The following is a 21,101-nucleotide window of genomic DNA, read 5'->3' on the forward strand; positions in this document are numbered from 1 at the left end:
TTTCATGCGCGTTAGCCTGCAAGCATTTCCGATTGCTTTACAATAACTTCGGCCTGTTTGATCGAGGCGATATCCACCAAACGGCCCTTGTACACGGTCGCCCCTTCGCCACGCGCCTTGGCGTCTTCCATCGCAGCGAGAATTTCGCGCGCCTCGGTCACGGCTTCCTCTGACGGGGTGAACACCTCATTCGACAGGGTAATTTGCTTAGGGTGAATGGCCCATTTACCAACCATGCCCAGCACAGCCGAACGGCGCGCCTGCGCACGGAACCCTTCATCATCCGAAAAATCGCCAAACGGGCCATCAACCGGCAAGATGCCATGCGTGCGGCAGGCGGCGACAATCGCGGCTTGCGCCCAATGCCACGGGTCGGACCAATGCTTTTGCCCCGCTTGCAGCATGTAATAGTTTTCTTGCGTGCCGCCGATGCCAGTGGTCTGCATCCCCATTGAGGCGGCAAAATCAGCGGCCCCCAGGCTCATCGCTTGCAAACGCGGCGAGGAGGCGGCGATTTCTTCGACATGGGCGATGCCCGCCGCAGATTCGATAATCACCTCAAAGCTAATCGGTTTTTTGCGGCCCTTGGCCCGTTCAATCGCTGTGACCAGCGCATCGACAGCGTAAACATCGGCAGCGCAGCCGACCTTGGGGATCATAATTTGATCAAGCCGGTCGCCCGCCTGTTCCAGCAGATCAACCACGTCACGGTACCAATAGGGCGTATCCAAACCGTTAATCCGCACCGACAGGGTTTTGTTGCCCCAATCGACCGCGCTGATCGCCGTGATCACATTGGCGCGCGCGCTGTCTTTGTCTGTGGGTGCTACCGAATCCTCAAGATCTAGGTTGATGACATCTGCCGCCGAGGCCGCCATTTTCTCAAAAATCGCGGGGCGAGAGCCGGGGCCGAAAAGCTGGCAACGGTTGGGGCGGGCAGGTGGGGTAGGCTGAATGCGAAAGCTCATATCGGACCTCTTGGTAATGAAATGTCTTATTTGTTGCCGCAAATGTTAGATTGTTGCGCACCATCCCGCAACCCAATTTTTGCAGTGCAGCAATTTTGCGGCGACGCAGCACAAACCTTTACGCAAATTCTGCTCTAATTTTCATCAAAAGCAAAGAATTCTTCGCCAAAACCTGCTAAACACCCGAATAATACTGAACACATGTCACAAAATATGTCACATCCTGTTGTTGAAACGGCAATAAGTGAGAGCCCCGATGATCAACACCCCCTATCTTTTGTTCCTTGGCGATGCCGCCGACCCGCTTGCCGCAAAAGTGGCGCAGGGCATCAAGGATTGGCGCCCCGAATATGCAGTGGGCCAATTCCGAATGGACGGCTGCAAAGCCGACATGAAGCTACCCGACATGACACTGGCAGAGGCCAAAGCCGCTGGCTGTAAAACGCTGGTGATCGGCGTGGCAAACCGGGGCGGTGTGATTTCGCAAGCGTGGAAAAAGGTTCTGATTCAAGCGCTTGAAGAAGGGTTTGACCTTGCATCGGGCCTGCACAACCTGCTGCGCGATGAGCCTGATTTGGCAGCCGTGGCGCAGGCGACTGGCCGCACATTGCATGATGTACGCATTCCATCGGTGAAATACCCGATTGCGAATGGGGTAAAGCGCAGCGGCAAGCGGATGCTGGCGGTTGGTACGGATTGCTCGGTCGGCAAGATGTACACCGCGCTGTGCATGGACCGCGAGATGCGCGAACGCGGGGCGAAGGCCACCTTTCGCGCCACAGGCCAGACAGGGATTTTGATCACCGGTGGTGGTGTGCCACTGGATGCCGTGATCGCCGATTTTATGGCGGGGTCGATTGAATATTTGACCCCCGACAATGATGCCGACCACTGGGATTTGATTGAGGGCCAAGGCAGCCTGTTCCACGTCAGCTATTCTGGCGTGACCTTGGCCTTGATCCATGGCGGCCAGCCGGATGCTTTGGTAATTTGCCATGAGCCTGCCCGCACGCACATGCGCGGCTTGCCGGATTACAAATTGCCCAGCATTGAGGCCGTGCGCGGTATGGCGCTGGCTTTGGCACGGGTGGCCAACCCCGATTGCGTGGTGATCGGCTGTTCGATCAATACGGCGGCGATGTCGGATGCGGAGGCCGTAGCCTATTGCGCCGAGGTTGAGGCGCGGACGGGTTTGGCTACAGTTGACCCATATCGCCATGGTGCGGCGCGGTTGGTGGATGCTATGCTAGCTGTTTGAGGGCTGGCTATGTGGCAAGTGCCGGAGGGCTGTCTGCCCTCCGGACCTACCGAGGATATTTTTACCGAACAGAAAGCGTGAGGTATTGCGATGATTACGGTTACTCCGGATGTGTTTCGATTGGCGCAGGTGTTTACGATTTCGCGCGGATCGCGGACCGAAGCCAAGGTGCTGACGGTTCGGATTACGCGCGGTGGCGTGACGGGGTGGGGGGAATGTGTGCCCTATGCCCGTTATGGTGAGACGTTAGAGTCTGTGACGGCGCAGATTGAGGGTTTGAACCCTGCGATCACGCGCGGAGCTTTGCAGGGGGCGTTGCCTGCGGGTGCGGCGCGCAATGCGGTCGATTGCGCCTTGTGGGACGTTGAGGCCAAGCTGGCGGGCAAGCGGGTTTGGGAGTTGGCGGGATTGGCGCGGCCGGGGCCCGAGATTACAGCCTTTACTTTGTCACTGGACACGCCCGAAGCAATGCGCGCCGAGGCGGCCAAGCACGCCCACAGGCCCTTGTTGAAGATCAAGCTTGGCACGCCAGATGATATGCCGCGGTTAGAGGCGGTGCGGGCGGGTGCGCCCAAGACACGGATTATCATTGATGCCAATGAAGGGTGGAGCGCGGAAGTGTATGCCGAGCTTGCGCCGCATTTGGTGGCGATGGGTGTAGCCTTGGTTGAGCAGCCTTTGCCTGCAGGTGCCGATAATATGCTGGCCGAGATGGCGCGGCCTTTGCCGGTGTGTGCGGATGAGGCGGCGCATGATTGTTCGAGCCTCGCCAGCCTGAAGGGCAAGTATGATGTGGTGAACATCAAGCTGGATAAAACCGGCGGTCTGACCGAAGGGCTTGCGCTAAAGACGGCGGCGCTGGCCGAGGGCTATGATTTGATGGTCGGCTGCATGGTCGGGTCGTCGCTTGCGATGGCGCCAGCCACGCTGCTGGCGCAAGGTGTGGCCTTTACCGACCTTGACGGGCCGCTGCTTTTGGCCGAAGACCGTGAAAATCCGCTGGTTTTTGACGCAGAAGGCGTCCATCCGCCCAGCGCTCAATTATGGGGATAGAATATGTCGCGCATCGTTTATGTAAATGGCCAGTATTTGCCCGAGGCAGAGGCCACGGTTTCGATCTTTGACCGCGGTTTTCTGATGGCTGACGGGGTCTATGAGGTGACCAGCGTTTTGGGCGGCAAGTTGATCGACTTTGCCGGCCATTCGGTACGCCTTGCCCGTAGTTTAAACGAGCTGGATATGGCTGCGCCCTGTTCGGACGAAGAGTTGCTGGAGATTCACCGCGAGCTGGTGGCCCGCAATGAGATTACCGACGGCATGATTTATTTGCAGGTGACGCGCGGCAACCCAGGCGACCGCGACTTTGCCTATCCTGACCCTGCGGTGACCAAGCCGACCTTGGTGATGTTTACGCAATCCAAGCCCGGTATGGCCGATAGCCCTGTTACGAAAACGGGGATCAAAGTTATCTCGATCGAGGACATCCGCTGGGGACGGCGCGATATCAAAACCGTGCAACTTTTGTACCCGTCGATGGGCAAGATGATGGCCAAAAAGGCTGGCGCAGACGATGCGTGGATGGTGGAAGACGGTGCTGTGACCGAAGGCACGTCAAACAACGCCTATATCGTGAAAAATGGTCGGATCATCACCCGCCAACTTTCTACCGATATTTTGCACGGCATCACCCGGGCGGCAGTTTTGCGCTTTGCGAAAGAGGCGCAGATGATGGTTGAAGAGCGGCCCTTTACGATTGAAGAGGCGCAGGCTGCGGATGAGGCATTCTTTACCTCGGCCTCGGCCTTTGTGATGCCTGTGGTGGAAATTGACGGCGCCAGCATTGGTGCGGGCAAGCCCGGCCCAGTGGCGATGCGCCTGCGTGAGATTTATCTGGAAGAGAGCCGCAAGACGGCGATTTAAAGCGCGAAGGGGAGGGCTTGTTATCAAGGCCTCCCCTTATTAGCACGCGGATATTAACCTGTGATCGCAGGTTGGCCGCCGCCCGTTCAGGCCGCAAGCGCTGGCAAAATGACAGCACTTTGGTTGATAAAATCGTCACCTTGCAAAACCTGAAGCTGGATAAGCCCCGTGTTGAGAGAGGCCGTGCTGAGACCGGTCAAGTTGGCGACAACATCGCCTTCAAGCAACACTTCAACCCCTGACCCGTTGGCGGCATCGCGCAGCCCGAAATCATAGGCAGCTGTAACGTCGCCTGTTATCTGCACCAAAATAGTCTCGTCCACCGCGCTATAATCTGTGATCGTCACCGGATCATCGCCCTCCTGCCACGGCACGATGAAAAGATCCTCATCTGCGCCGCCAGTCAGCGTATCGCCGTCATTGCCGGCAAGAATATCTTGGCCCGCGCCACCATACAGGGCATCCGGCGCATCGACACCGTCTTGGGATGACAGGTCGCGCATGAAGCGGTCGATATCATCTGCGGTTGCGGCATCGCCAAAGTTGGTTTCAAACGTCTGGGTAATCTCGCCACGCTCATCAACATTGAACGCATCGGCAAGGCTTTGGCCATTCGTGGGCGACACGCCGTCAAGGAAATCGTCACCACTTCCGCCGTACATCTGGTCTGCGCCTGTCGAGCCTAGCAGAAAATCGTCGCCACCGCCGCCAAGCATCGTATCATCGCCCGCGCCGCCGGTTAGGATATCTCGGCCTCCACCACCATCGATGCTATCATCACCATTGCCGCCGGCCAGCCAATCAAAATCGGCACCGCCTGACAGCACGTCATTGCCATTGCCGCCGTCGATCAGGTCTTGGTCTGCACCACCGGCCAGCGTGTCGGCACCGTTGCGACCGAATAGCAAATCATTACCTGCGCCGCCGTCAAATGTGTCACCCGCACTCGTGCCACGGAAAAGGTCATTCCCGTCTGTACCCACTGCGGGGGTCGTTTCACCAAGATGCGTGGCGGAATAGACGGCATCAAGATTATCAGCGTATCGCAGGGTTATTTCGCCCGTGCTAAGCGAGGCTGCGGAAAGGCCTGTGAGGTTGGCGATGACTTCACCGTTCAACGCCAGTTCGGCACCAGATCCATCCGCAGCATCACGCAGGCCGAATTCATCCGAAGCTGCGTGGGTGCCATAGGTCGTGACGTGCAGGCCTTCATTTGGATCGTAATCCGTGATGGTTACGGGCGCATTGCCCAGCGTATGGCTGATTTCAAAGGTATCAAGCTCACTCCCGCCAGTCATGGTATCGCCGTTGTCACCATAGAGCCAATCGCTGCCAGCGCCGCCTTCCAGCGCATCTGGCGCATGATCACCGGCCTGAGAGGCCAGATCGCGCATAAAGCGTTGGATATCGGCATTGGTCGCGTCATCGCCAAAGCGGCCCTTGATTGCGCTGGTAAGCTCGTCGCGGGTGTCTGCGTCAATCGCAGGGACCGATGGGTCACTTGGATCGGGTGAAACGCCGTTAAGGTAATCATCACCGCTGCCGCCATAAAGATGATCCGCGCCAGTCGAGCCGATCAGAGCATCATCACCGCTGCCACCGTTCAGGGTGTCATCCCCTGCGCCACCAAACAGCACATCTTGGCCCGCGTCGCCATTCATGCTGTCATTGCCGTTTGCGCCGGCCAGCCAATCATCTTCGGCCCCGCCGTTTATCACGTCATTGCCGTTTCCACCGTCAATAAGGTCTTGGCCATCGCCGCCAGCCAGCGTATCGGCGCCGCCATAGCCGAACAGCAAATCGCCACCATCGCCGCCATCGATTGCATCAGCCTCTCCCGTGCCGCGCATAAGATCGGCGTCATCGGTACCGTTTACGGTTTCAGGTTGCGGTTCGGGCGCTGTGTCGCCCCCATCCTCATCGCTGCCACCGCCGATGAACAGGCTGCCCAGCGCGAGGGGGACGAGGAAAAGGAGGAACAGTTCCATAGAAGCACCTTGAAAATATGTGACCTAATAAACGTTTAAAACCAGAGCTGGTAAAAGGTTAAGAAAGGTTAATCACGCCACGAGTCAATAAGTTTCTTAAGGCGCGGGGATATTGCGGGGTTTGACTAAACAGTTAGCTAGCATCGCAGTCTTTTGCGCCAGATTGGAAACAAAGCACCAAAGGGATGTTGGAGCAGCGTTCAGATTTCGGGCGCAAAATTCTGCCGTGAATAAGGCCGAATCAAGCACGCAAACATCACGCGTAAAATCAACAGGTTTCACCTACGCAGCATTTTACACTTGGCGAAAACAATCGGGGATTGCATTGACCTTGGGTAAAAAGCTGAGGCCGCGCATAGGCCCATTCGCTGAACCGCCTGCCCCCTATGAGCCGACGTTTTCTTTGAATGCCTTGGCAAAGGCCGCCTGCTTTTCGGCATCGGCGGGGGTTTGATTGGCTGTGCGCCACTCTTCATAGGGCATGCCATAGATCACCTCACGCGCGGCGTCTTTGTCCATCTCGATGCCGCATTCATTCGCCGCCTCTTGGTACCAGCGCGACAGGCAGTTGCGGCAAAACCCTGTCAGGTTCATCATGTCGATGTTTTGCACATCGGGGCGCTTGTCCATCAGATGCTCGACAAGGCGGCGAAAGGCGGCGGCCTCAAGCTCGGTACGGGTGGCGTCATCCATTCAGGTTTCCTTTTCGACTTCATGCAGGGCCGCGATAAGCATCGGCGCAAGGCGATTGGCCCAAGCGGTTTGGGCGTCTTCGGTCATTATCAGGTCATTGCGTAATTCGATCAAGGTGTTGTGGCGGCCCATTTGAAGGGCGTGACGATCAATCGCATCGCCGGGCAAGTGGCCTAGGTAGGGTTCATTATCGCCAACGCACAGGTCGGGCTCAGCGTTCAGATGGGCCAGAAAGGCGCGGCTCAGGCGGCCATCTTGGGGGGCGTGCAGAATGCCGATATCCCACGGGCGGGGGCAGCGCCCTTTCAGGCAAGGCGTAAAGGAATGCACGGCGACAATAACGGTATCGGGGCGGCCGGCGGCAAGCCGCGCATAGGCCTGATGGTAGGGGGTATAAAGGCTGTCACGGCGGGCATCGACTTGGGCGGGGGTGACATGGCGATTGGCAGGAATCAGCGTGCCATCATACAGCTTCATCACCAAAGTAGGGTCATCAGCACCACGGTTAGGGTCGATCACCAAGCGGCAGAAGTTTGACAGAATCGCAGGGGCATCCAAGGCCTGTGCAAGGGCGGCGGTTAGACCAGCAGCACCCGGATCATAGGCAATATGCCGCGCCATATCGTCGGCTGAAATGCCCAGATCACCGCCGTTTACCGCAGCAGGCACACGGTTTGTGGCATGGTCACAGGTGATCAAAAACCGCGAAGGCCGATTTTCGCCGAGGATATGAAAAGCGTCGGTCATCTTTTGTTTACCTATTTCGCCTAGAAAGTTGCTAATATTTGTAACATGTTAAAGGTTGTGACCCTTGAAAGACAGAGTTGTGGCTGGGTTTTGGGCTGGGTGAAAGGCTGTTAGCGCTATCAACTCAACCTTGCCCCCTGCGACAATTTGGGCCATAACGCAGTTAATTTACGCCATACACCCGCTACTAACAGATAGGAATGAGGCAATATGAGACGCCTACGCAATGTTAAAATTGTGGCCACACTGGGCCCAGCCTCTTCGACATATGAAACCATCCGCGCGCTGTTTGAGGCAGGCGCCGATGTGTTTCGCCTGAACATGAGCCACGGCACGCATGACGAACAGCGCGCCCGCTATGATATTATTCGCAAGATTGAAGCCGATACAGGCCGTCCGATCTGCGTGCTGGCCGACCTTCAGGGCCCAAAACTGCGCGTTGGCGTGTTTGCCAATGATGCAGGCGAAGAGCTTGTGGAAGGTGCGACCTTCCGCATGGATCTTGATAAAACGCCGGGCACTGTCGCCCGCGTGAACCTGCCCCACCCCGAGATTTTCGCGGCGCTAGAGGTTGGATCTACGCTGTTGGTGAATGACGGGAAAATCCGTCTGAAAGTGCAAAAGCGCGCTGATGATTTTGCCGAATGTGTCGTCGAAGTTGGCGGCACTATTTCGAACCGCAAAGGCGTGAACGTGCCTGATGTGCTGCTGCCGCTGGCCGCCTTGTCGGAAAAAGACCGTGCCGATTTGGAATTTGCCTGTGAAATGGGTGCCGACTGGTTGGCGCTGTCGTTCGTGCAGCGGGCCGAAGATGTGCTTGAAGCGCGTGAACTGACCCGTGGGCGCGCGGCGATCATGTCGAAGATCGAAAAGCCGGCTGCGGTGAAATCGTTTGATTCGATTTTGGCCGTGTCGGACGGGATCATGGTTGCGCGCGGCGATCTGGGCGTGGAACTGCCGGTACATGCGGTGCCGCCGATCCAGAAACGTCTGATTCGTGCAGCGCGGGCTGCGGCCAAGCCGGTTATTGTGGCAACACAGATGCTGGAATCGATGATTACCGCGCCAGTGCCAACCCGCGCCGAAGTGTCGGACGTGGCGACGGCGATCTATGAAGGTGCGGATGCGGTTATGCTCTCGGCCGAATCGGCAGCTGGCGATTACCCGGTTGAAGCCGTGACCACGATGAACAACGTGGCAATCTCGGTCGAAAGCGATACGATTTACCGCGAAGTGATTGAGTCGAGCCGCCGTGGCTCGAAAAACACTGTGGCCGATGCGATTGTTTCCGCCGCGCGTGAGATTGCTGAGACAACCGACATCAAAGCGATCTGCTGCTTTACCCAATCGGGCACCACAGTTAGCCTTGTGGCCCGTGAACGGCCACGCGTTCCGATCATCGCGCTGACGCCTTTGGCGCGGACGGCGCGGCGCTTGACGCTGACTTGGGGTGCGCATTGCGTTATGTCCGAACCGCAGGGCCGCTTTAAAGGTGCTGTGTTGGCGGCCGTTCGTGCTGCACGTGCGGATGGCTTTGCCAAAGAGCATGAGCAAATCGTGGTCACCGCAGGCGTACCTTTCAACGTACCCGGCACCACCAACATTCTGCGCGTCGCCCCTTGCGATGAGCGGTTGATTTACACATCCGAAGCTGAATAATACCTAAAACTTTTAGGTATTTGGAGTAACGCATGGATCCCGACCTGCTTTTGGTTATCGGCCTTATCGTCGGGGTCCTTGCAATTCCGTCGTTGCTATCGGCTTTGTCGGATAGCCGCGCCCCCAGCGCAGGCGCTATTATGGTGCTGATTGCGGGCGTGCTTTTGGTCGTGGCCTTTCAAAACAAGGCAGGCGGCTATACCGTTGCTGAAATTCCACATATCTTTTTCAAAGTGATTGGCCGCTATACCCATTAACGGTATTTACGGCTTGCGCTTGGGGGACTTGCCCCCTATAGACCGCCCTTCTACAACCGTGTGACCGGCTCAAGTGGCATGCCGAGTCGCGCGATAACCACTCTAACGAGGAGATGGAAATGCCCAAGATGAAGACCAAATCTGCGGCCAAGAAGCGCTTTCGCTTCACCGCATCCGGTAAGGTAAAAGCTGGCCCAGCCGGCAAACGCCACGGCATGATTAAACGTACGACGAAATTTATCCGCGACACAGCCGGGACTATGATCCTGTGTGACTCGGATGCGAAAATCGTCAAAAAATACATGCCCTATAACCGGTAAGGAGAGCCAAAGATGTCCCGCGTAAAATCTGGCGTCGTTACCCACGCCCGTCACCGCAAGGTAATTAAGGCTGCAAAAGGCTATTATGCCGCGCGCAGCACCAACTTCCGCACTGCAACGCAGGCGGTTGATAAAGCAAACCAATACGCAACACGCGACCGTAAGACCCGCAAGCGCAATTTCCGCGCTCTGTGGATCCAACGTATCAACGCTGCTGTGCGTTTGTTTGATGCAAGCTTCACTTATTCCCGTTTCATCAATGGTTTGATGCTGTCGGGTATCGAAGTGGACCGTAAGGTTCTGGCCGATCTGGCAGTGCATGAGCCGGAGGCGTTCAACGTCATCGCAGCATCCGCCAAAGCGGCATTCGACAAATCAGAAGAAGCAAAAGCTGCCGCTGCTGCTTGATTTGATGTGAATTCGTGAAAGGCCCCGCAGTTTTGCGGGGCTTTTTGCGTTTCTGGGCTGGCGTTGCAGCACGCGACAGTACGAGTGCCACTTGCATTTTTGCCCCCTGCCCGATAGCACCGAACCACAAATTTCCGGAGAAAAACCTATGACCGCGCTTGATGACCTAAAGGCCAAATACCTGACCGCCGTAGCAGATGCTGCGGATGAGGCGGCGCTGGAAGAGGTGCGGCTGGCTGCATTGGGCAAAAAGGGCGAGATTAGCCTGAAAATGCGTGAACTGGGTAAGATGACACCCGAAGAGCGCAGCACATTTGGTGCCGCGTTGAACGCGTTGAAAGATGAGATTGACGCGGCCCTGCGGGCCAAAAAGGCGGCGATGGCCGATGCGGCACTGGATGCGCGCCTACGCACGGAATGGCTGGATGTGACCCTGCCCGCGCGGCCACGGCCTGCGGGCACCATCCACCCCGTCAGCCAAGTGACCGAGGAACTGACCGCGATTTTCGCCGATATGGGCTTTGCCGTGGCCGAGGGGCCGCAGGTGGAATCGGATTGGTACAATTTCGACGCGCTGAACATCCCACCCGAGCACCCCGCACGCCAAGAGCATGACACGTTTTTCATGAACCGCGCGATCGACGACGACCGCCCGCCGCATGTGCTGCGGACCCACACCAGCCCTGTGCAAATTCGGTCAATGATGGAGCAAGGCGCGCCTATTCGCATCATCTGCCCCGGCCGTGTGTACCGCATGGATATGGACCAAACCCACTCGCCCATGTTCCATCAGGTTGAAGGCTTGGTGATTGGCAAAGACGTGTCGATGGCCAACCTGAAATGGGTATTGGAAGAGTTTTTCAGCGCGTTTTTCGGCAAACCGGTGAAAACGCGGTTCCGCGCCAGCCATTTCCCGTTCACCGAGCCGTCGGCCGAGGTCGATATTCAATGCTCATGGATTGACGGCCAGTTGCGTATCGGTGAAGGCGACGGCTGGATGGAAGTTTTGGGGTCTGGCATGGTCCACCCCAAGGTGCTTACGGCTGCCGGTGTTGACCCCGAGGAATGGCAAGGCTTTGCCTTTGGCATCGGGATCGACCGCTTGGCGATGCTGAAATACGGCATCCCCGATCTGCGTGCTTTCTTTGAATCCGATCTACGTTGGTTGCGCCATTACGGCTTTTCCGCGCTGAACGTACCCGAGCTGGCAGGCGGCGTGGCATGAGCTTTAACACCTTTGGCCATATGTTCCGCGTGACGACTTGGGGTGAAAGCCACGGTCCGGCGTTGGGGGCAACGGTGGATGGTTGCCCGCCCGGCGTGCCGTTGACCGAGGTCGATATTCAGCCGTGGTTGGATAAACGCAAGCCGGGGCAGAACAAGTTTACGACCCAGAGGCAAGAGGCTGACCAAGTGCGCATTCTGTCGGGTGTGTATGAAGGCAAAACAACGGGAACGCCGATCCAGCTGATGATTGAAAACACCGATCAGCGGTCAAAAGATTACGGCGATATTGCCCAAAAGTTCCGGCCCGGCCATGCCGATATTTCCTATCATCAAAAATACGGTATCCGCGATCCGCGCGGCGGTGGGCGGTCTTCGGCACGCGAAACGGCGGCACGGGTTGCAGCGGGCGGCGTGGCGCGGGCAGCACTTGCGCAACTGGTGCCGGGGCTGTCGGTAACCGGCTATATGGTGCAGATGGGGCCGCATGTGATTGACCGCGCGCGGTTTGATTGGGACCAGATTGACGAGAACCCGTTTTGGGTTCCGGATGCTGTCGCAGCAGATGAGTGGGCGGTGTATTTGGATGATTTGCGCCGCGCCCATAACTCGGTTGGTGCGGTGATTGAGGTGACCGCGCGGGGTATGGTTGCGGGACTTGGTGCGCCGATTTATGCCAAGCTAGACACCGATTTGGCAGCGGCGATGATGTCGATCAACGCGGTCAAAGGCGTTGAGATTGGCGAAGGCATGGCGGCGGCGGCGCTGACGGGCGTGGAGAATGCCGATGAAATTCGCATGGGCAATGACGGATTGCGGTTTCTAAGCAACCATGCCGGTGGGATTTTGGGTGGAATCTCGACAGGCCAAGATGTCGTGGTACGCTTTTCGGTAAAGCCGACATCTTCGATCTTGACGCCAAGACAAACCGTGACTGTCGCGGGCGAAGAGGTGGATTTGATCACCAAGGGCCGCCATGACCCCTGTGTCGGCATTCGCGCCGTGCCGGTGGGTGAGGCGATGATGGCCTGTGTTTTGTTGGACCATTTCCTGATGGACCGTGGCCAGACCGGTGGCGTGCGCGGTGTGATCGGTTAAAGACCGCGATGTCCAAAAGCCAAACGGGGGGCGACTGCCCCCCGCACCCCCTGTAGGTATTGACCAAGATGAAATGGGCCGATCAGTAACCCAAGGCGCAGCCGTCTTTACGCGGGTCTGATGCGCCTTCGAGGAGGCCATCGGCGTGGAGCTTGATCGCTTGCGAGCCGCCAAGCGGGACCACTGGAATATTGACATCATGGCCACGGGCCACGAGATCAGCCCGGACGGCGTCGGAATATCCGCGTTCAACCTCCATCCCTTCAGCCCCTGAAAAGCAGCGTGGGGCGTCCATTGCGGATTGCGGGTCCATGCCGAAATCTTGGATGTTTGAAACAAAGCGCGCGTGGCCGCAGGGTTGATACGCGCCGCCCATGACGCCGAATGGCATGGTGACACGACCATTTTCGGCAATCATGCCGGGAATGATTGTGTGCATCGGGCGCTTACCGCCGGCGGCCTCATTCGGGTGGCCGTGTTGCAGGGTAAAGCCCGCGCCACGGTTCTGGAAATTGATGCCGAATTTATCCGAGGCAAGGCAGGCGCCAAAGCTGTGATAGACCGAGTAGATGAGCGAGACGGCCATGCGATCCTTATCGACCACGGTGATATAGATGGTGTCCTTGTGGACCGATTCCGTCAGAGGTGCTGCGGCAGCCATGGCACGTTTCGGGTCAATCAGCGCCGCCAATTTTGCCGCCGTTTCATCGGAAAGCATGTGATCGAGCCGCTTGGTTTGATCGGGATCCGCGATAAACCGGTTGCGGGCATCATAGGCGAGCTTGGTCGCCTCGGCCTCGATATGCGCGCGATCAGCGCCGAAAGGGTCCATCGCAGCGATGTTGAAATGCGACAGGATTTTCAGCATCAGAATCGCAGTAGCGCCCTGGCCGTTTGGCGGATGCTCGTACAAATCGACCGACTTATAAGGCCCCGACACGGGGGTGACGTAATCGCATTTCGTTTCGACAAAATCATCCAGCGTGTGGGTGCCGCCCAGCGCATTCAATGAGGCGACCATATCTTGCGCGACCTCACCTTCATAAAAACCGGCGCGCCCTTGGGCCGCGATTTTGCGCAAAACCTCGGCCTGACCGGGGGCGCGGAAGATTTGGCCCAAAGTCAGGGCTTTGCCGCCCAAAAGCAGGGTTTCGCGGGCGCGACCTTGCAGCAAATGTTCAGCCTCGGCCCAATCTTTGGCGACACGAGGGGCGACGGGAACACCTTCATCCGCATAACGAATCGCGGGGGCAAGGGTTTCAGCCAGCGACATGCGGCCCCAATCGGCGGAAAGTTGGCAGAATGCATCAACCGCGCCGGGGATTGTAACCGCCTCGGGCGCGTAAAGCGGCATCGCAGTAAGGCCACGGGCACGCAAAGCGTTGGCATCCAACCCCTTTGGTGCGCGGCCGGAACCGTTCAATGCGTGAATGTCCTCGGTGCCCGCAGGTTTAAAAAGAACAAAACAATCACCGCCAAGGCCGGTCATTTGCGGTTCACAAAAGCCAAGCAAAACGGCACCAGCGATTGCAGCATCGACTGCGTTTCCGCCCGCCTTTAGCACATCAATTGCGGCACTTGCAGCCAGCGGGTGCGACGTGGCGCACACACCATTGGCAGCGTAAACGGCCGAACGGCCCGGCATTTGAAAATCACGCATTCTGTTCCCCCCAGTCTGATTGTCCCGAAGTAAATCCGAAAAAAGTGCCGACTGGAACCCGCAATTTGACTGTCTCGCCATACAATTGAAATGGAAAGCCCCGGCGTTGCGCACTGAGTGGGGACAATAGTCGCAACGCCGAGGGAAGCTTTGTTCAGCTACAGTGCCAATCTAGCTGCAGATAATGTTTGAGGTGCGGGAAAATCGGGGCAAGGCCGTGGCGGATCGGGGCAATCTTAAACATGTGCCGGTTTTTCAATCCACACGTGCCAGAGTGGCGTCTGCGGGCAGGACAAACGACAGATGGTTGGTTGATTGCGACCGCCGATAGGTTAAATCTTGGACGAGTGTGCGGATAAGATACCAACCGAACCCGCCTTCGGGCAAATCTTGGCTTGCGTCGATGGGGGGGAGTTTGCCTTGCGGCAACTGTTCTTGCGGGAAAGCGTGGCCTTGGTCGGTGACGACAACCTCTACCCCCATGCCCAGATCACAGAGGCTGACCGAGATACTCCCCGCCTGCCCAGCATAGGCGTGTTCAACGATATTGTTAAACACCTCGGCCAAAACGATTTCCGCTGTTCCGCGCGCGCATACGTCCAAGCCACGCAGCGCAGAACAGGCCAGCATGGCAGCCAAACCGCGACGTACAGCAAGCGGAGACCCTTCTATCGTAAACTGCATCGCCTGCTTTTTCATATTCCCACCTTAGCCTGCCTTGCGCAGACCTTCGGGCATCGCGGCATGGATTGTGAACACGGTATCCATTCGGGTCAGCCGGAACACCTTGGCAACTGTAATCGTAAGGCCAAACAAATCAAGCTTGCGGTCCGGCCCCAAGAGTTTCATCACCCCAACCACCGCCCCCAAACCTGAGCTGTCAAGGAAAGCGACCTGTGACAGATCAAGCAAAACACGCTCAGACGGGGTTTGCGTCACCTCGCGCATACGTTCTTTGAATTGAATTGCGCTGGCGGCGTCGATGCGGTCTTCGTTCACGGTGACAACCAAAAAGGCGTCTTGTACGTTGGCAGTCAGGTTCATCCTGCACACTCCTTTACTTAATCTGGCACACAATCGGTGCTTGCAGCCTAGAACCCAGTGATTAGCATTCCGTAACTGAATCGCGGATTTGAGGGTGAAATGCATAAAGTTGTTATCTCTGGGGCCGCACGAACCGCGATGGGCGGGTTCCAAGGGGCCTTCTCGGGGGTTTCGGCCGCAACCTTGGGCGGGACAGCGATTCGCGCCGCATTGGGCACCTGCAACCCTGACCTTGTGGAAGAACTTCTGATGGGCTGCGTGTTACCCGCAGGCCAAGGGCAGGCACCGGCGCGGCAGGCAGGCTTTGCCGCCGGTCTTTCACAGTCCGTACCCGCGACCACGGTGAATAAGATGTGCGGTTCGGGGATGAAAGCCGCGATGATGGCCTATGATCAAATCGCACTGGGACAGGCCCAAATCATAGTGGCTGGCGGCATGGAAAGCATGACCGAGGCACCCTATCTTCTGCCAAAAATGCGCAGCGGGGCGCGGCTGGGGCATGTGGCGGCCATTGACCACATGTTCCACGATGGGCTTGAAGACGCCTATAACGGCGGGCGCCTGATGGGCTCCTTTGCCGAAGATTGCGCCCAAGCCTTCGGCTTTACCCGCGCCGATCAGGATGCCTACGCGCTCGCCTCGCTCACACGCGCACTGGCGGCCCAAGCTTCGGGCGCCTTTGCTGCCGAAATTGCGCCGATGACGGTGACCACCCGCAAAGGCGATCTCATCGTAGCCAGCGATGAGCAACCCGCCCAAGCACGCCCCGAAAAGATCCCGACCCTGAGACCTGCCTTTCGCACCGGCGGCACCGTCACGGCCGCCAATTCCTCATCTATCTCCGATGGCGCGGTGGCCTTGTTGCTCACCTCCGAAACCGCCGCAAAAACCCATAACCTCCCCATCCGCGCCTATGTTTTCGGCCACGTCAGCTATGCCCAAGCCCCGGCCGATTTCCCCACCGCCCCCATACCCGCCGCGCGCAAACTCTTGCAAAACTTGGGCTGGGAAACATCCACCGTCGACCTGTGGGAAATCAACGAGGCCTTCGCCGTTGTTCCAATGGCCTTTATGCAACAGCTCAAAATCCCGCATGAAAAGGTGAACGTAAACGGTGGTGCTTGCGCCTTGGGCCACCCTATCGGCGCATCCGGCGCACGTATCATCGTCACCCTCTTGCACGCCCTCGAATCCCGCAATCTCAAACGCGGCATCGCAGCTATCTGCATCGGCGGCGGCGAAGGCACCGCAATCGCTATTGAGCGCCCTTAAAACCCTTTCCCAATCATCTGTTCACAAATATCTCGGGGGTGCGGGGGCTGGCCCCCGCTCTTGCATCAAACAGAAAGACCACCATGCCCGATTACAAACAGCTATCCCAAACCCTCCACGCGCTTTGCACTGGGGAAACCGATGGCGTTGCCCTGATGGCAACCATTGCGTGCGAACTCCACAACGCGCATGAGCTGTCAGATTGGACCGGCTTTTACCGCGTCACTGCACATGAGACCTTGAAAATTGGCCCCTACCAAGGCGGCCACGGTTGCCTCGTCATTCCGTTTTCACGCGGGGTTTGCGGGGCTGCGGCGCGCACGGGCCAGCCGCAACTGGTGCCTGATGTCGATGCCTTCCCCGGCCACATCGCCTGCGCGTCCTCGACCCGTTCGGAATTGGTGCTGCCGGTTTGGAACGGGGCTGGGCAATTGCTGGCTGTGCTGGATTTGGACAGCAACACCCCCGATGCTTTTACCCAGACTGACGTCGCTGAACTGACCCGCCTGATGGCCGATCTGTTCAAGGCCGCGATTTGATCTAACGTGCCCCCCAACACCGGAGTTCCCATGCTGATTTCCTTGCACCACGTCCAACTTGCCATGCCACAAGGCGGCGAGGCACAGGCCGAGGCGTTTTACGCGGGTATCCTTGGCATGACCGCCGCGCCCAAGCCCGCAGCACTGGCAGCGCGTGGCGGTATCTGGTTTGAGGCAGGCCCGATCCGCCTGCATCTGGGCGTTGAAACCCCTTTCATCCCCGCCCGCAAGGCGCATCCGGCCTTTGAGGTGGCAGACCTGAGCCGCGTCACCAAACAGCTACAATCTGCAGGGTTAGAGCCCAAAACAGATCAAGACCTTCCAGGTATCCGCCGGATCTATATCAACGATCCGTTCGGCAACCGTATCGAGTTGCTGCAACAGGTCTAGGCTGGGGTTCCGAGCGGCCCATAGCGCCAAACCTCAAATCATTTTGCGCGGCACAAAGGCGGGGTGCAAAAGGATTTGAGGTTCGGCATCACCAGATAGAATTAACCTAGACCAGATTGTCTGCGAGGGGTCTTTGCGCTAATGGCAAAGAATGAGCGAATTTATCTATACCCCGCCAATGACACCCCTTGTTGTGCTGTATTGCGACGATCACATCGTGGTCGCGGACAAACCGTCTGGCCTGCTGTCGGTGCCCGGCAAGGGCGAAGACCGCGACGATTGTTTTATCAACCGCCTGCGGGATGCTTTCCCCGACATCTTGCTGGTGCATCGGCTAGATCTCGACACCTCGGGCGTGATGATCTTTGGCCGGACCAAGGCCGCGCAGGGCTTTTTGGGACAGCAGTTTGAAAAACGGCTGACCAAGAAAATCTATCTCGCGCGGGTATGGGGCGATGTCACCGAAGACGCCGGACGGGTTGATTTGCCGCTGTGTGTAGACTGGCCCAACCGGCCCCGCCAGCATGTGAATTATGAGATCGGCAAGCCTTCGATCACCGATTGGCGGGTCTTAAAACGGGGGGCTGGTGAAACCCGAATGAAGCTGACCCCGCTAACGGGGCGGAGCCACCAATTGCGGGTTCATATGCAGTCGATCGGGCATGTGATTTTGGGGGACCCTTTATATGCGACAGGACCAGCGCTAGAGTATGAGCGTTTGATGCTGCATGCTGACAGCTTAAAAATCCGGCACCCTGAAAGTGGGGCCGCGATGAGCTTTTCTGCGGCATGCCCGTTTTAAAAGGGGCGCATCAGCCAGCCGTTTTTTGTAAGCTGGGCTGACCGAAGCCTTCATTTTCATCTTTACCATGCCACTGCACCCCAAGCGCACAACCGGACTGCCAAAATTTAGGTAATCTTTTCCAGCCGTTCCTTAGACATATCACCCGGCACAATCGTAATCGGCACCGGCAACCCGCCCGAACTGCGGCTAAGCTGGGTGACAAGAGGGCCGGGGCCGGATTTATCACTCCCTGCGCCCAAGACCAAAATCCCGATTTGAGGATCGTCATTCACCTGCGCCAAAATCTCGGTCAGCGGATCGCCTTCGCGGATCACCAACTCGGGGTTAACGCCTTGCTTGTCGCGCATCCATTTGGCGAACACCTCAAAATGCGCTTCGATCCGTTCGCGTGCCTCGGCCCGCATCAGATCGGCGACACCCATCCAATGCTGGTATTCCTCGGGCGGGATGACCGACAGAATCTGTACCCCTGCCCCAGTATGGGCCGCCCGCAGCGCCGCAAAGCGCATCGCGTTCAAACATTCACGGCTGTCATCCAGCACCACCATAAACTTACGCATCTATTCCCTCGCGTTGCTGCGCAGATCATGGCGCATATGCCCCCCAGCTTGCAAGCATTACCCGTAGCAAAGCGCGTTTACGCCGCGCTCTCGCCCCGCATCATCGCCAAATGCTGTTTCAGCGAGGGCGCGAAAAACAGCAGCCACCCCGTGGTCAGGAACAAAAACAAAAGCCCCGGCCACCACAGCACGGAAAACACCACCCCCACAGCCCCCGCCACCCGCAACGCATCCAAAGGTGGCATAAACTTGCGCATCATAATGTGAAACAGCTTGCCGCCATCCAACGGCTGCACCGGCACCATGTTAAAGACAAACAGCGCGAGGTTTAGAAAGCCGAAGGTGTCGACCCAGTAAAACAGCTCATGGTGCCAATAGGTTTCACTTGTATCCAACCAGCCATAGGCCCAGTTTGCAGCAAGCGAGGCCACAGCCCATAGCGTCAGGTTCACAAGCGGCCCCATCGCCACGATCAGCTCGTCTTGTTTATAGCTGCTTGGCCCATGCTCACAAAACCCGCCGCCACCAAAGATCACCACGCGCCGCACCGTGATGCCTTGCACATAGCAGCCCCAAGCATGGCCCATTTCATGCAAGAAAATCGCCAGCAGGATTAGCGCAACCATAACCACCGCATCAATCGCGCCCTGCACAGAGCCGAGTGAAAACACCAGATAAAACACCGCCAACATGGCAATAGATTGCTTGATTTCCACAGCAAAGCCAAAGCGGGTGTGGGCCGAAAACACCGTGCGATCATTTTGAAACATATTCAGGCCCTTGTTACGCGCCAGCGCTATGCGCCCAATCCCAATACAGGCTACGCACCCGCCGCGTCATAGGGCCAATGCCATAATCGGTACCGTCAAACGCCTTTACCGGCGTCACCTTCGCAAAGTTGCCGGACAGAAACACCTCATCCGCCGCATGGAAATCTTCAAACGTCAGCACGGTTTCCACCACTTCTACACCATCGGCGCACAGGTTGGCGATGTGGCGGGCGCGGGTAATGCCCGACAAAAACGTGCCATTCGCAATCGGGGTAAACACCACACCGTCGCGCACCATAAACACATTTGCGGTCGCCGTTTCGGCCACATTGCCCATCGCATCGGCGACCAAAGCATTGCCAAACCCTTTGGAGTTCGCCTCGACCAGCATCCGCGCGTTGTTGGGGTACAGACAGCCTGCCTTGGCGTTGCAGACGTTGTCTTCCAGCACTGGCCTGCGAAACCGCGTGCGCGTCAGCGTGGTCGCGGCGTCAACGTCTGGCATCGCCACCTCTTCCAGCGCCATCGCAAAGCCGGTGGCCCCCATTTTCGGCGCAACCCCCAGCTCTGACCCGTCCAGCGCCCAATACATCGGGCGCACATAAACGGCTTGGCCTGCGCCATAGGCCCGCAAGCCTTCGCGCGCGATCGCCTCCATCTCGGGGCCAGTCAGTGTCGGCGTAATCATCAATGCCTCGGCCGAGGCATTGGCCCGCGCGCAATGCTTGGCCAAATCAGGCGCCACACCATCAAACTGCCGCGCGCCGTCAAAAATCGACGAGCCTTGCCACATCCCATGGTCCGAGGCGCGCATCACCGGCACGTCGCCCTCATGCCATTTGCCCTCAAAATAAGTACGGATATTTATGCCAAACGCCATCGGATCACCTTTCTTGCCATTCGCCACAGGTTAACCACCGCGCTTGCCCATGGTCCAGCCCTAGTCGCACAACCCGTGGGGCAACCCGTCCCTGCCTGTCCCCCCTCGTGGCTGCAGGCTGCCCCAGCTTACCCAACGTAAAATACAACAATCCGCCTATTTCTGAACACTTACCCTTTTGCTGCAGTGCAGCATTGTATAGCCTGCCCTCAACGATCAGGAGATCAAAATGACAAAAGTTGCCACACTCTTCGATAATGCGATAGAGATGAGCATGATGATGATAGAGGCCCAAAGCGTTATTCACATGCGCCTTATGGGCATGGCGGGCCTGTGGAAGGTTTGCCCGCAAGAAAACAGCCGCATGGTAACAGAAAAGCTGGAAGCCATGATGCAAGCCACCAGTGATGCGGGCCAAGCAACCCTGCGCGGCGGCTCGGCCGATGAAATAACCGCCGCCGCGATTGCGCCAATGCGCAACGCAACCCGCGCCAATTCTGAACGGCTTGGCAAAAACGGCATGAAATGGGGTTAAGGCGGCTTGCAATCGCTCTAAATCAGACCGTTTGCAAACCAAACCCTACAAAACGCAGGGCAACCGCCCACCTCATCATCTGTTCTTAAATATCCCCGCCGGAGGC

24 protein-coding genes are annotated in these 21,101 nt (G+C 57.6%); 14 read left to right on the top strand and 10 right to left on the bottom strand.

From position 1 onward, the window contains the following. Positions 1-11 precede the first annotated feature (11 nt). The gene (locus ACEN2J_RS00950) at positions 12-968 is read right to left on the bottom strand and encodes an L-malyl-CoA/beta-methylmalyl-CoA lyase (protein ID WP_442102510.1); all 957 of its coding nucleotides are present in this window, start codon (positions 966-968) and stop codon (positions 12-14) included. A 256-nt stretch (positions 969-1,224) separates the two neighbouring features. Here ACEN2J_RS00950 and dgcN point away from each other — a divergent pair, with 256 nt between their 5' ends. The 3 genes from dgcN (at position 1,225) to ACEN2J_RS00965 (ending at position 4,146) form a co-directional block, all read left to right on the top strand. Then, a complete protein-coding gene (gene dgcN, locus ACEN2J_RS00955) occupies positions 1,225-2,226 on the top strand; it encodes an N-acetyltransferase DgcN (RefSeq protein WP_442102511.1) in 1,002 nt (333 codons plus the stop codon). Between the two features lie 90 nt (positions 2,227-2,316). Then, on the top strand, positions 2,317-3,279 hold the full coding sequence (gene dgcA / locus ACEN2J_RS00960) for an N-acetyl-D-Glu racemase DgcA (RefSeq protein WP_442102513.1): 963 nt from the start codon (positions 2,317-2,319) through the stop codon (positions 3,277-3,279). Positions 3,280-3,282: 3 nt separating this feature from the next. Beyond that, positions 3,283-4,146 carry a D-amino-acid transaminase gene (locus tag ACEN2J_RS00965; RefSeq protein WP_442102514.1) on the top strand — a complete coding sequence of 288 codons (864 nt, stop codon included), beginning with the start codon at positions 3,283-3,285 and terminating at the stop codon, positions 4,144-4,146. Between the two features lie 86 nt (positions 4,147-4,232). Here the strand turns inward: ACEN2J_RS00965 and ACEN2J_RS00970 are convergent, their stop codons facing one another. The 3 genes from ACEN2J_RS00970 to ACEN2J_RS00980 form a co-directional block, all read right to left on the bottom strand. Beyond that, complete coding sequence (locus ACEN2J_RS00970; protein WP_442102516.1) at positions 4,233-6,134, bottom strand: calcium-binding protein; 1,902 nt, start codon at positions 6,132-6,134, stop codon at positions 4,233-4,235. 384 nt (positions 6,135-6,518) lie between these two features. Next, positions 6,519-6,827: a DUF1244 domain-containing protein gene (locus tag ACEN2J_RS00975; protein WP_442102517.1), complete on the bottom strand. Its 309-nt coding sequence runs from the start codon at positions 6,825-6,827 to the stop codon at positions 6,519-6,521. Next, on the bottom strand, positions 6,828-7,574 hold the full coding sequence (locus ACEN2J_RS00980; RefSeq protein ID WP_442102519.1) for an N-formylglutamate amidohydrolase: 747 nt from the start codon (positions 7,572-7,574) through the stop codon (positions 6,828-6,830). Between the two features lie 210 nt (positions 7,575-7,784). Here ACEN2J_RS00980 and pyk point away from each other — a divergent pair, with 210 nt between their 5' ends. The 6 genes from pyk to aroC all read left to right on the top strand — a co-directional run bounded on the left by pyk (position 7,785) and on the right by aroC (position 12,540). Beyond that, positions 7,785-9,233: a pyruvate kinase gene (pyk, locus tag ACEN2J_RS00985; RefSeq protein ID WP_442102521.1), complete on the top strand. Its 1,449-nt coding sequence runs from the start codon at positions 7,785-7,787 to the stop codon at positions 9,231-9,233. Between the two features lie 32 nt (positions 9,234-9,265). Next, positions 9,266-9,490 carry a hypothetical protein gene (locus ACEN2J_RS00990; protein WP_442102522.1) on the top strand — a complete coding sequence of 75 codons (225 nt, stop codon included), beginning with the start codon at positions 9,266-9,268 and terminating at the stop codon, positions 9,488-9,490. A gap of 119 nt (positions 9,491-9,609) precedes the next feature. Then, complete coding sequence (rpmI, locus tag ACEN2J_RS00995) at positions 9,610-9,810, top strand: 50S ribosomal protein L35 (RefSeq protein ID WP_442102524.1); 201 nt, start codon at positions 9,610-9,612, stop codon at positions 9,808-9,810. Between the two features lie 12 nt (positions 9,811-9,822). Next, positions 9,823-10,218, top strand: coding sequence for a 50S ribosomal protein L20 (rplT, locus tag ACEN2J_RS01000; protein ID WP_442102525.1), 396 nt, complete (start codon positions 9,823-9,825; stop codon positions 10,216-10,218). 148 nt (positions 10,219-10,366) lie between these two features. Next, positions 10,367-11,443, top strand: coding sequence for a phenylalanine--tRNA ligase subunit alpha (pheS, locus tag ACEN2J_RS01005; protein WP_442102527.1), 1,077 nt, complete (start codon positions 10,367-10,369; stop codon positions 11,441-11,443). Continuing rightward, the gene (aroC, locus tag ACEN2J_RS01010; protein WP_442102528.1) at positions 11,440-12,540 is read left to right on the top strand and encodes a chorismate synthase; all 1,101 of its coding nucleotides are present in this window, start codon (positions 11,440-11,442) and stop codon (positions 12,538-12,540) included. The genes pheS and aroC overlap by 4 nt, the downstream gene beginning before the upstream one ends. Before the next feature lie 82 nt (positions 12,541-12,622). Here the strand turns inward: aroC and ACEN2J_RS01015 are convergent, their stop codons facing one another. The 3 genes from ACEN2J_RS01015 to ACEN2J_RS01025 all read right to left on the bottom strand — a co-directional run bounded on the left by ACEN2J_RS01015 (position 12,623) and on the right by ACEN2J_RS01025 (position 15,244). Next, on the bottom strand, positions 12,623-14,200 hold the full coding sequence (locus tag ACEN2J_RS01015) for a gamma-glutamyltransferase family protein (protein WP_442102530.1): 1,578 nt from the start codon (positions 14,198-14,200) through the stop codon (positions 12,623-12,625). A 255-nt stretch (positions 14,201-14,455) separates the two neighbouring features. After that, positions 14,456-14,899, bottom strand: a complete 444-nt coding sequence (locus tag ACEN2J_RS01020; protein WP_442102531.1) for an ATP-binding protein — start codon at positions 14,897-14,899, stop codon at positions 14,456-14,458. A gap of 9 nt (positions 14,900-14,908) precedes the next feature. Next, complete coding sequence (locus ACEN2J_RS01025) at positions 14,909-15,244, bottom strand: STAS domain-containing protein (RefSeq protein ID WP_442102532.1); 336 nt, start codon at positions 15,242-15,244, stop codon at positions 14,909-14,911. Positions 15,245-15,343: 99 nt separating this feature from the next. On the opposite strand from ACEN2J_RS01025, the gene ACEN2J_RS01030 reads away from it, so the two are divergent. The 4 genes from ACEN2J_RS01030 (at position 15,344) to ACEN2J_RS01045 (ending at position 18,247) form a co-directional block, all read left to right on the top strand. Then, complete coding sequence (locus ACEN2J_RS01030; protein ID WP_442102533.1) at positions 15,344-16,516, top strand: thiolase family protein; 1,173 nt, start codon at positions 15,344-15,346, stop codon at positions 16,514-16,516. An 83-nt stretch (positions 16,517-16,599) separates the two neighbouring features. Then, positions 16,600-17,055 carry a GAF domain-containing protein gene (locus ACEN2J_RS01035; RefSeq protein WP_442102534.1) on the top strand — a complete coding sequence of 152 codons (456 nt, stop codon included), beginning with the start codon at positions 16,600-16,602 and terminating at the stop codon, positions 17,053-17,055. Positions 17,056-17,085: 30 nt separating this feature from the next. Further along, on the top strand, positions 17,086-17,445 hold the full coding sequence (locus ACEN2J_RS01040) for a VOC family protein (RefSeq protein WP_442102535.1): 360 nt from the start codon (positions 17,086-17,088) through the stop codon (positions 17,443-17,445). Positions 17,446-17,596: 151 nt separating this feature from the next. Continuing rightward, positions 17,597-18,247: a pseudouridine synthase gene (locus ACEN2J_RS01045; RefSeq protein ID WP_442102537.1), complete on the top strand. Its 651-nt coding sequence runs from the start codon at positions 17,597-17,599 to the stop codon at positions 18,245-18,247. Between the two features lie 107 nt (positions 18,248-18,354). On the opposite strand, the gene ACEN2J_RS01050 is transcribed toward ACEN2J_RS01045, so the two are convergent. From ACEN2J_RS01050 to ACEN2J_RS01060, 3 genes are all read right to left on the bottom strand, one after another. Continuing rightward, positions 18,355-18,810 (bottom strand): universal stress protein, encoded by a 456-nt coding sequence (locus tag ACEN2J_RS01050; RefSeq protein WP_442102539.1) that lies wholly within the window; start codon positions 18,808-18,810, stop codon positions 18,355-18,357. Between the two features lie 77 nt (positions 18,811-18,887). Continuing rightward, a complete protein-coding gene (locus tag ACEN2J_RS01055; RefSeq protein ID WP_442102541.1) occupies positions 18,888-19,580 on the bottom strand; it encodes a site-2 protease family protein in 693 nt (230 codons plus the stop codon). A 13-nt stretch (positions 19,581-19,593) separates the two neighbouring features. Continuing rightward, positions 19,594-20,460 (bottom strand): branched-chain amino acid aminotransferase, encoded by an 867-nt coding sequence (locus tag ACEN2J_RS01060; protein WP_442102542.1) that lies wholly within the window; start codon positions 20,458-20,460, stop codon positions 19,594-19,596. A 229-nt stretch (positions 20,461-20,689) separates the two neighbouring features. Here ACEN2J_RS01060 and ACEN2J_RS01065 point away from each other — a divergent pair, with 229 nt between their 5' ends. Next, complete coding sequence (locus ACEN2J_RS01065; RefSeq protein WP_442102543.1) at positions 20,690-20,995, top strand: antifreeze protein; 306 nt, start codon at positions 20,690-20,692, stop codon at positions 20,993-20,995. The last annotated feature ends 106 nt before the right edge of the window (positions 20,996-21,101 follow it).

Origin of the sequence: Pseudorhodobacter sp. W20_MBD10_FR17, from assembly GCF_052119765.1 — a bacterium.
In the GTDB taxonomy this organism is placed as follows: Bacteria; Pseudomonadota; Alphaproteobacteria; order Rhodobacterales; family Rhodobacteraceae; genus Pseudorhodobacter.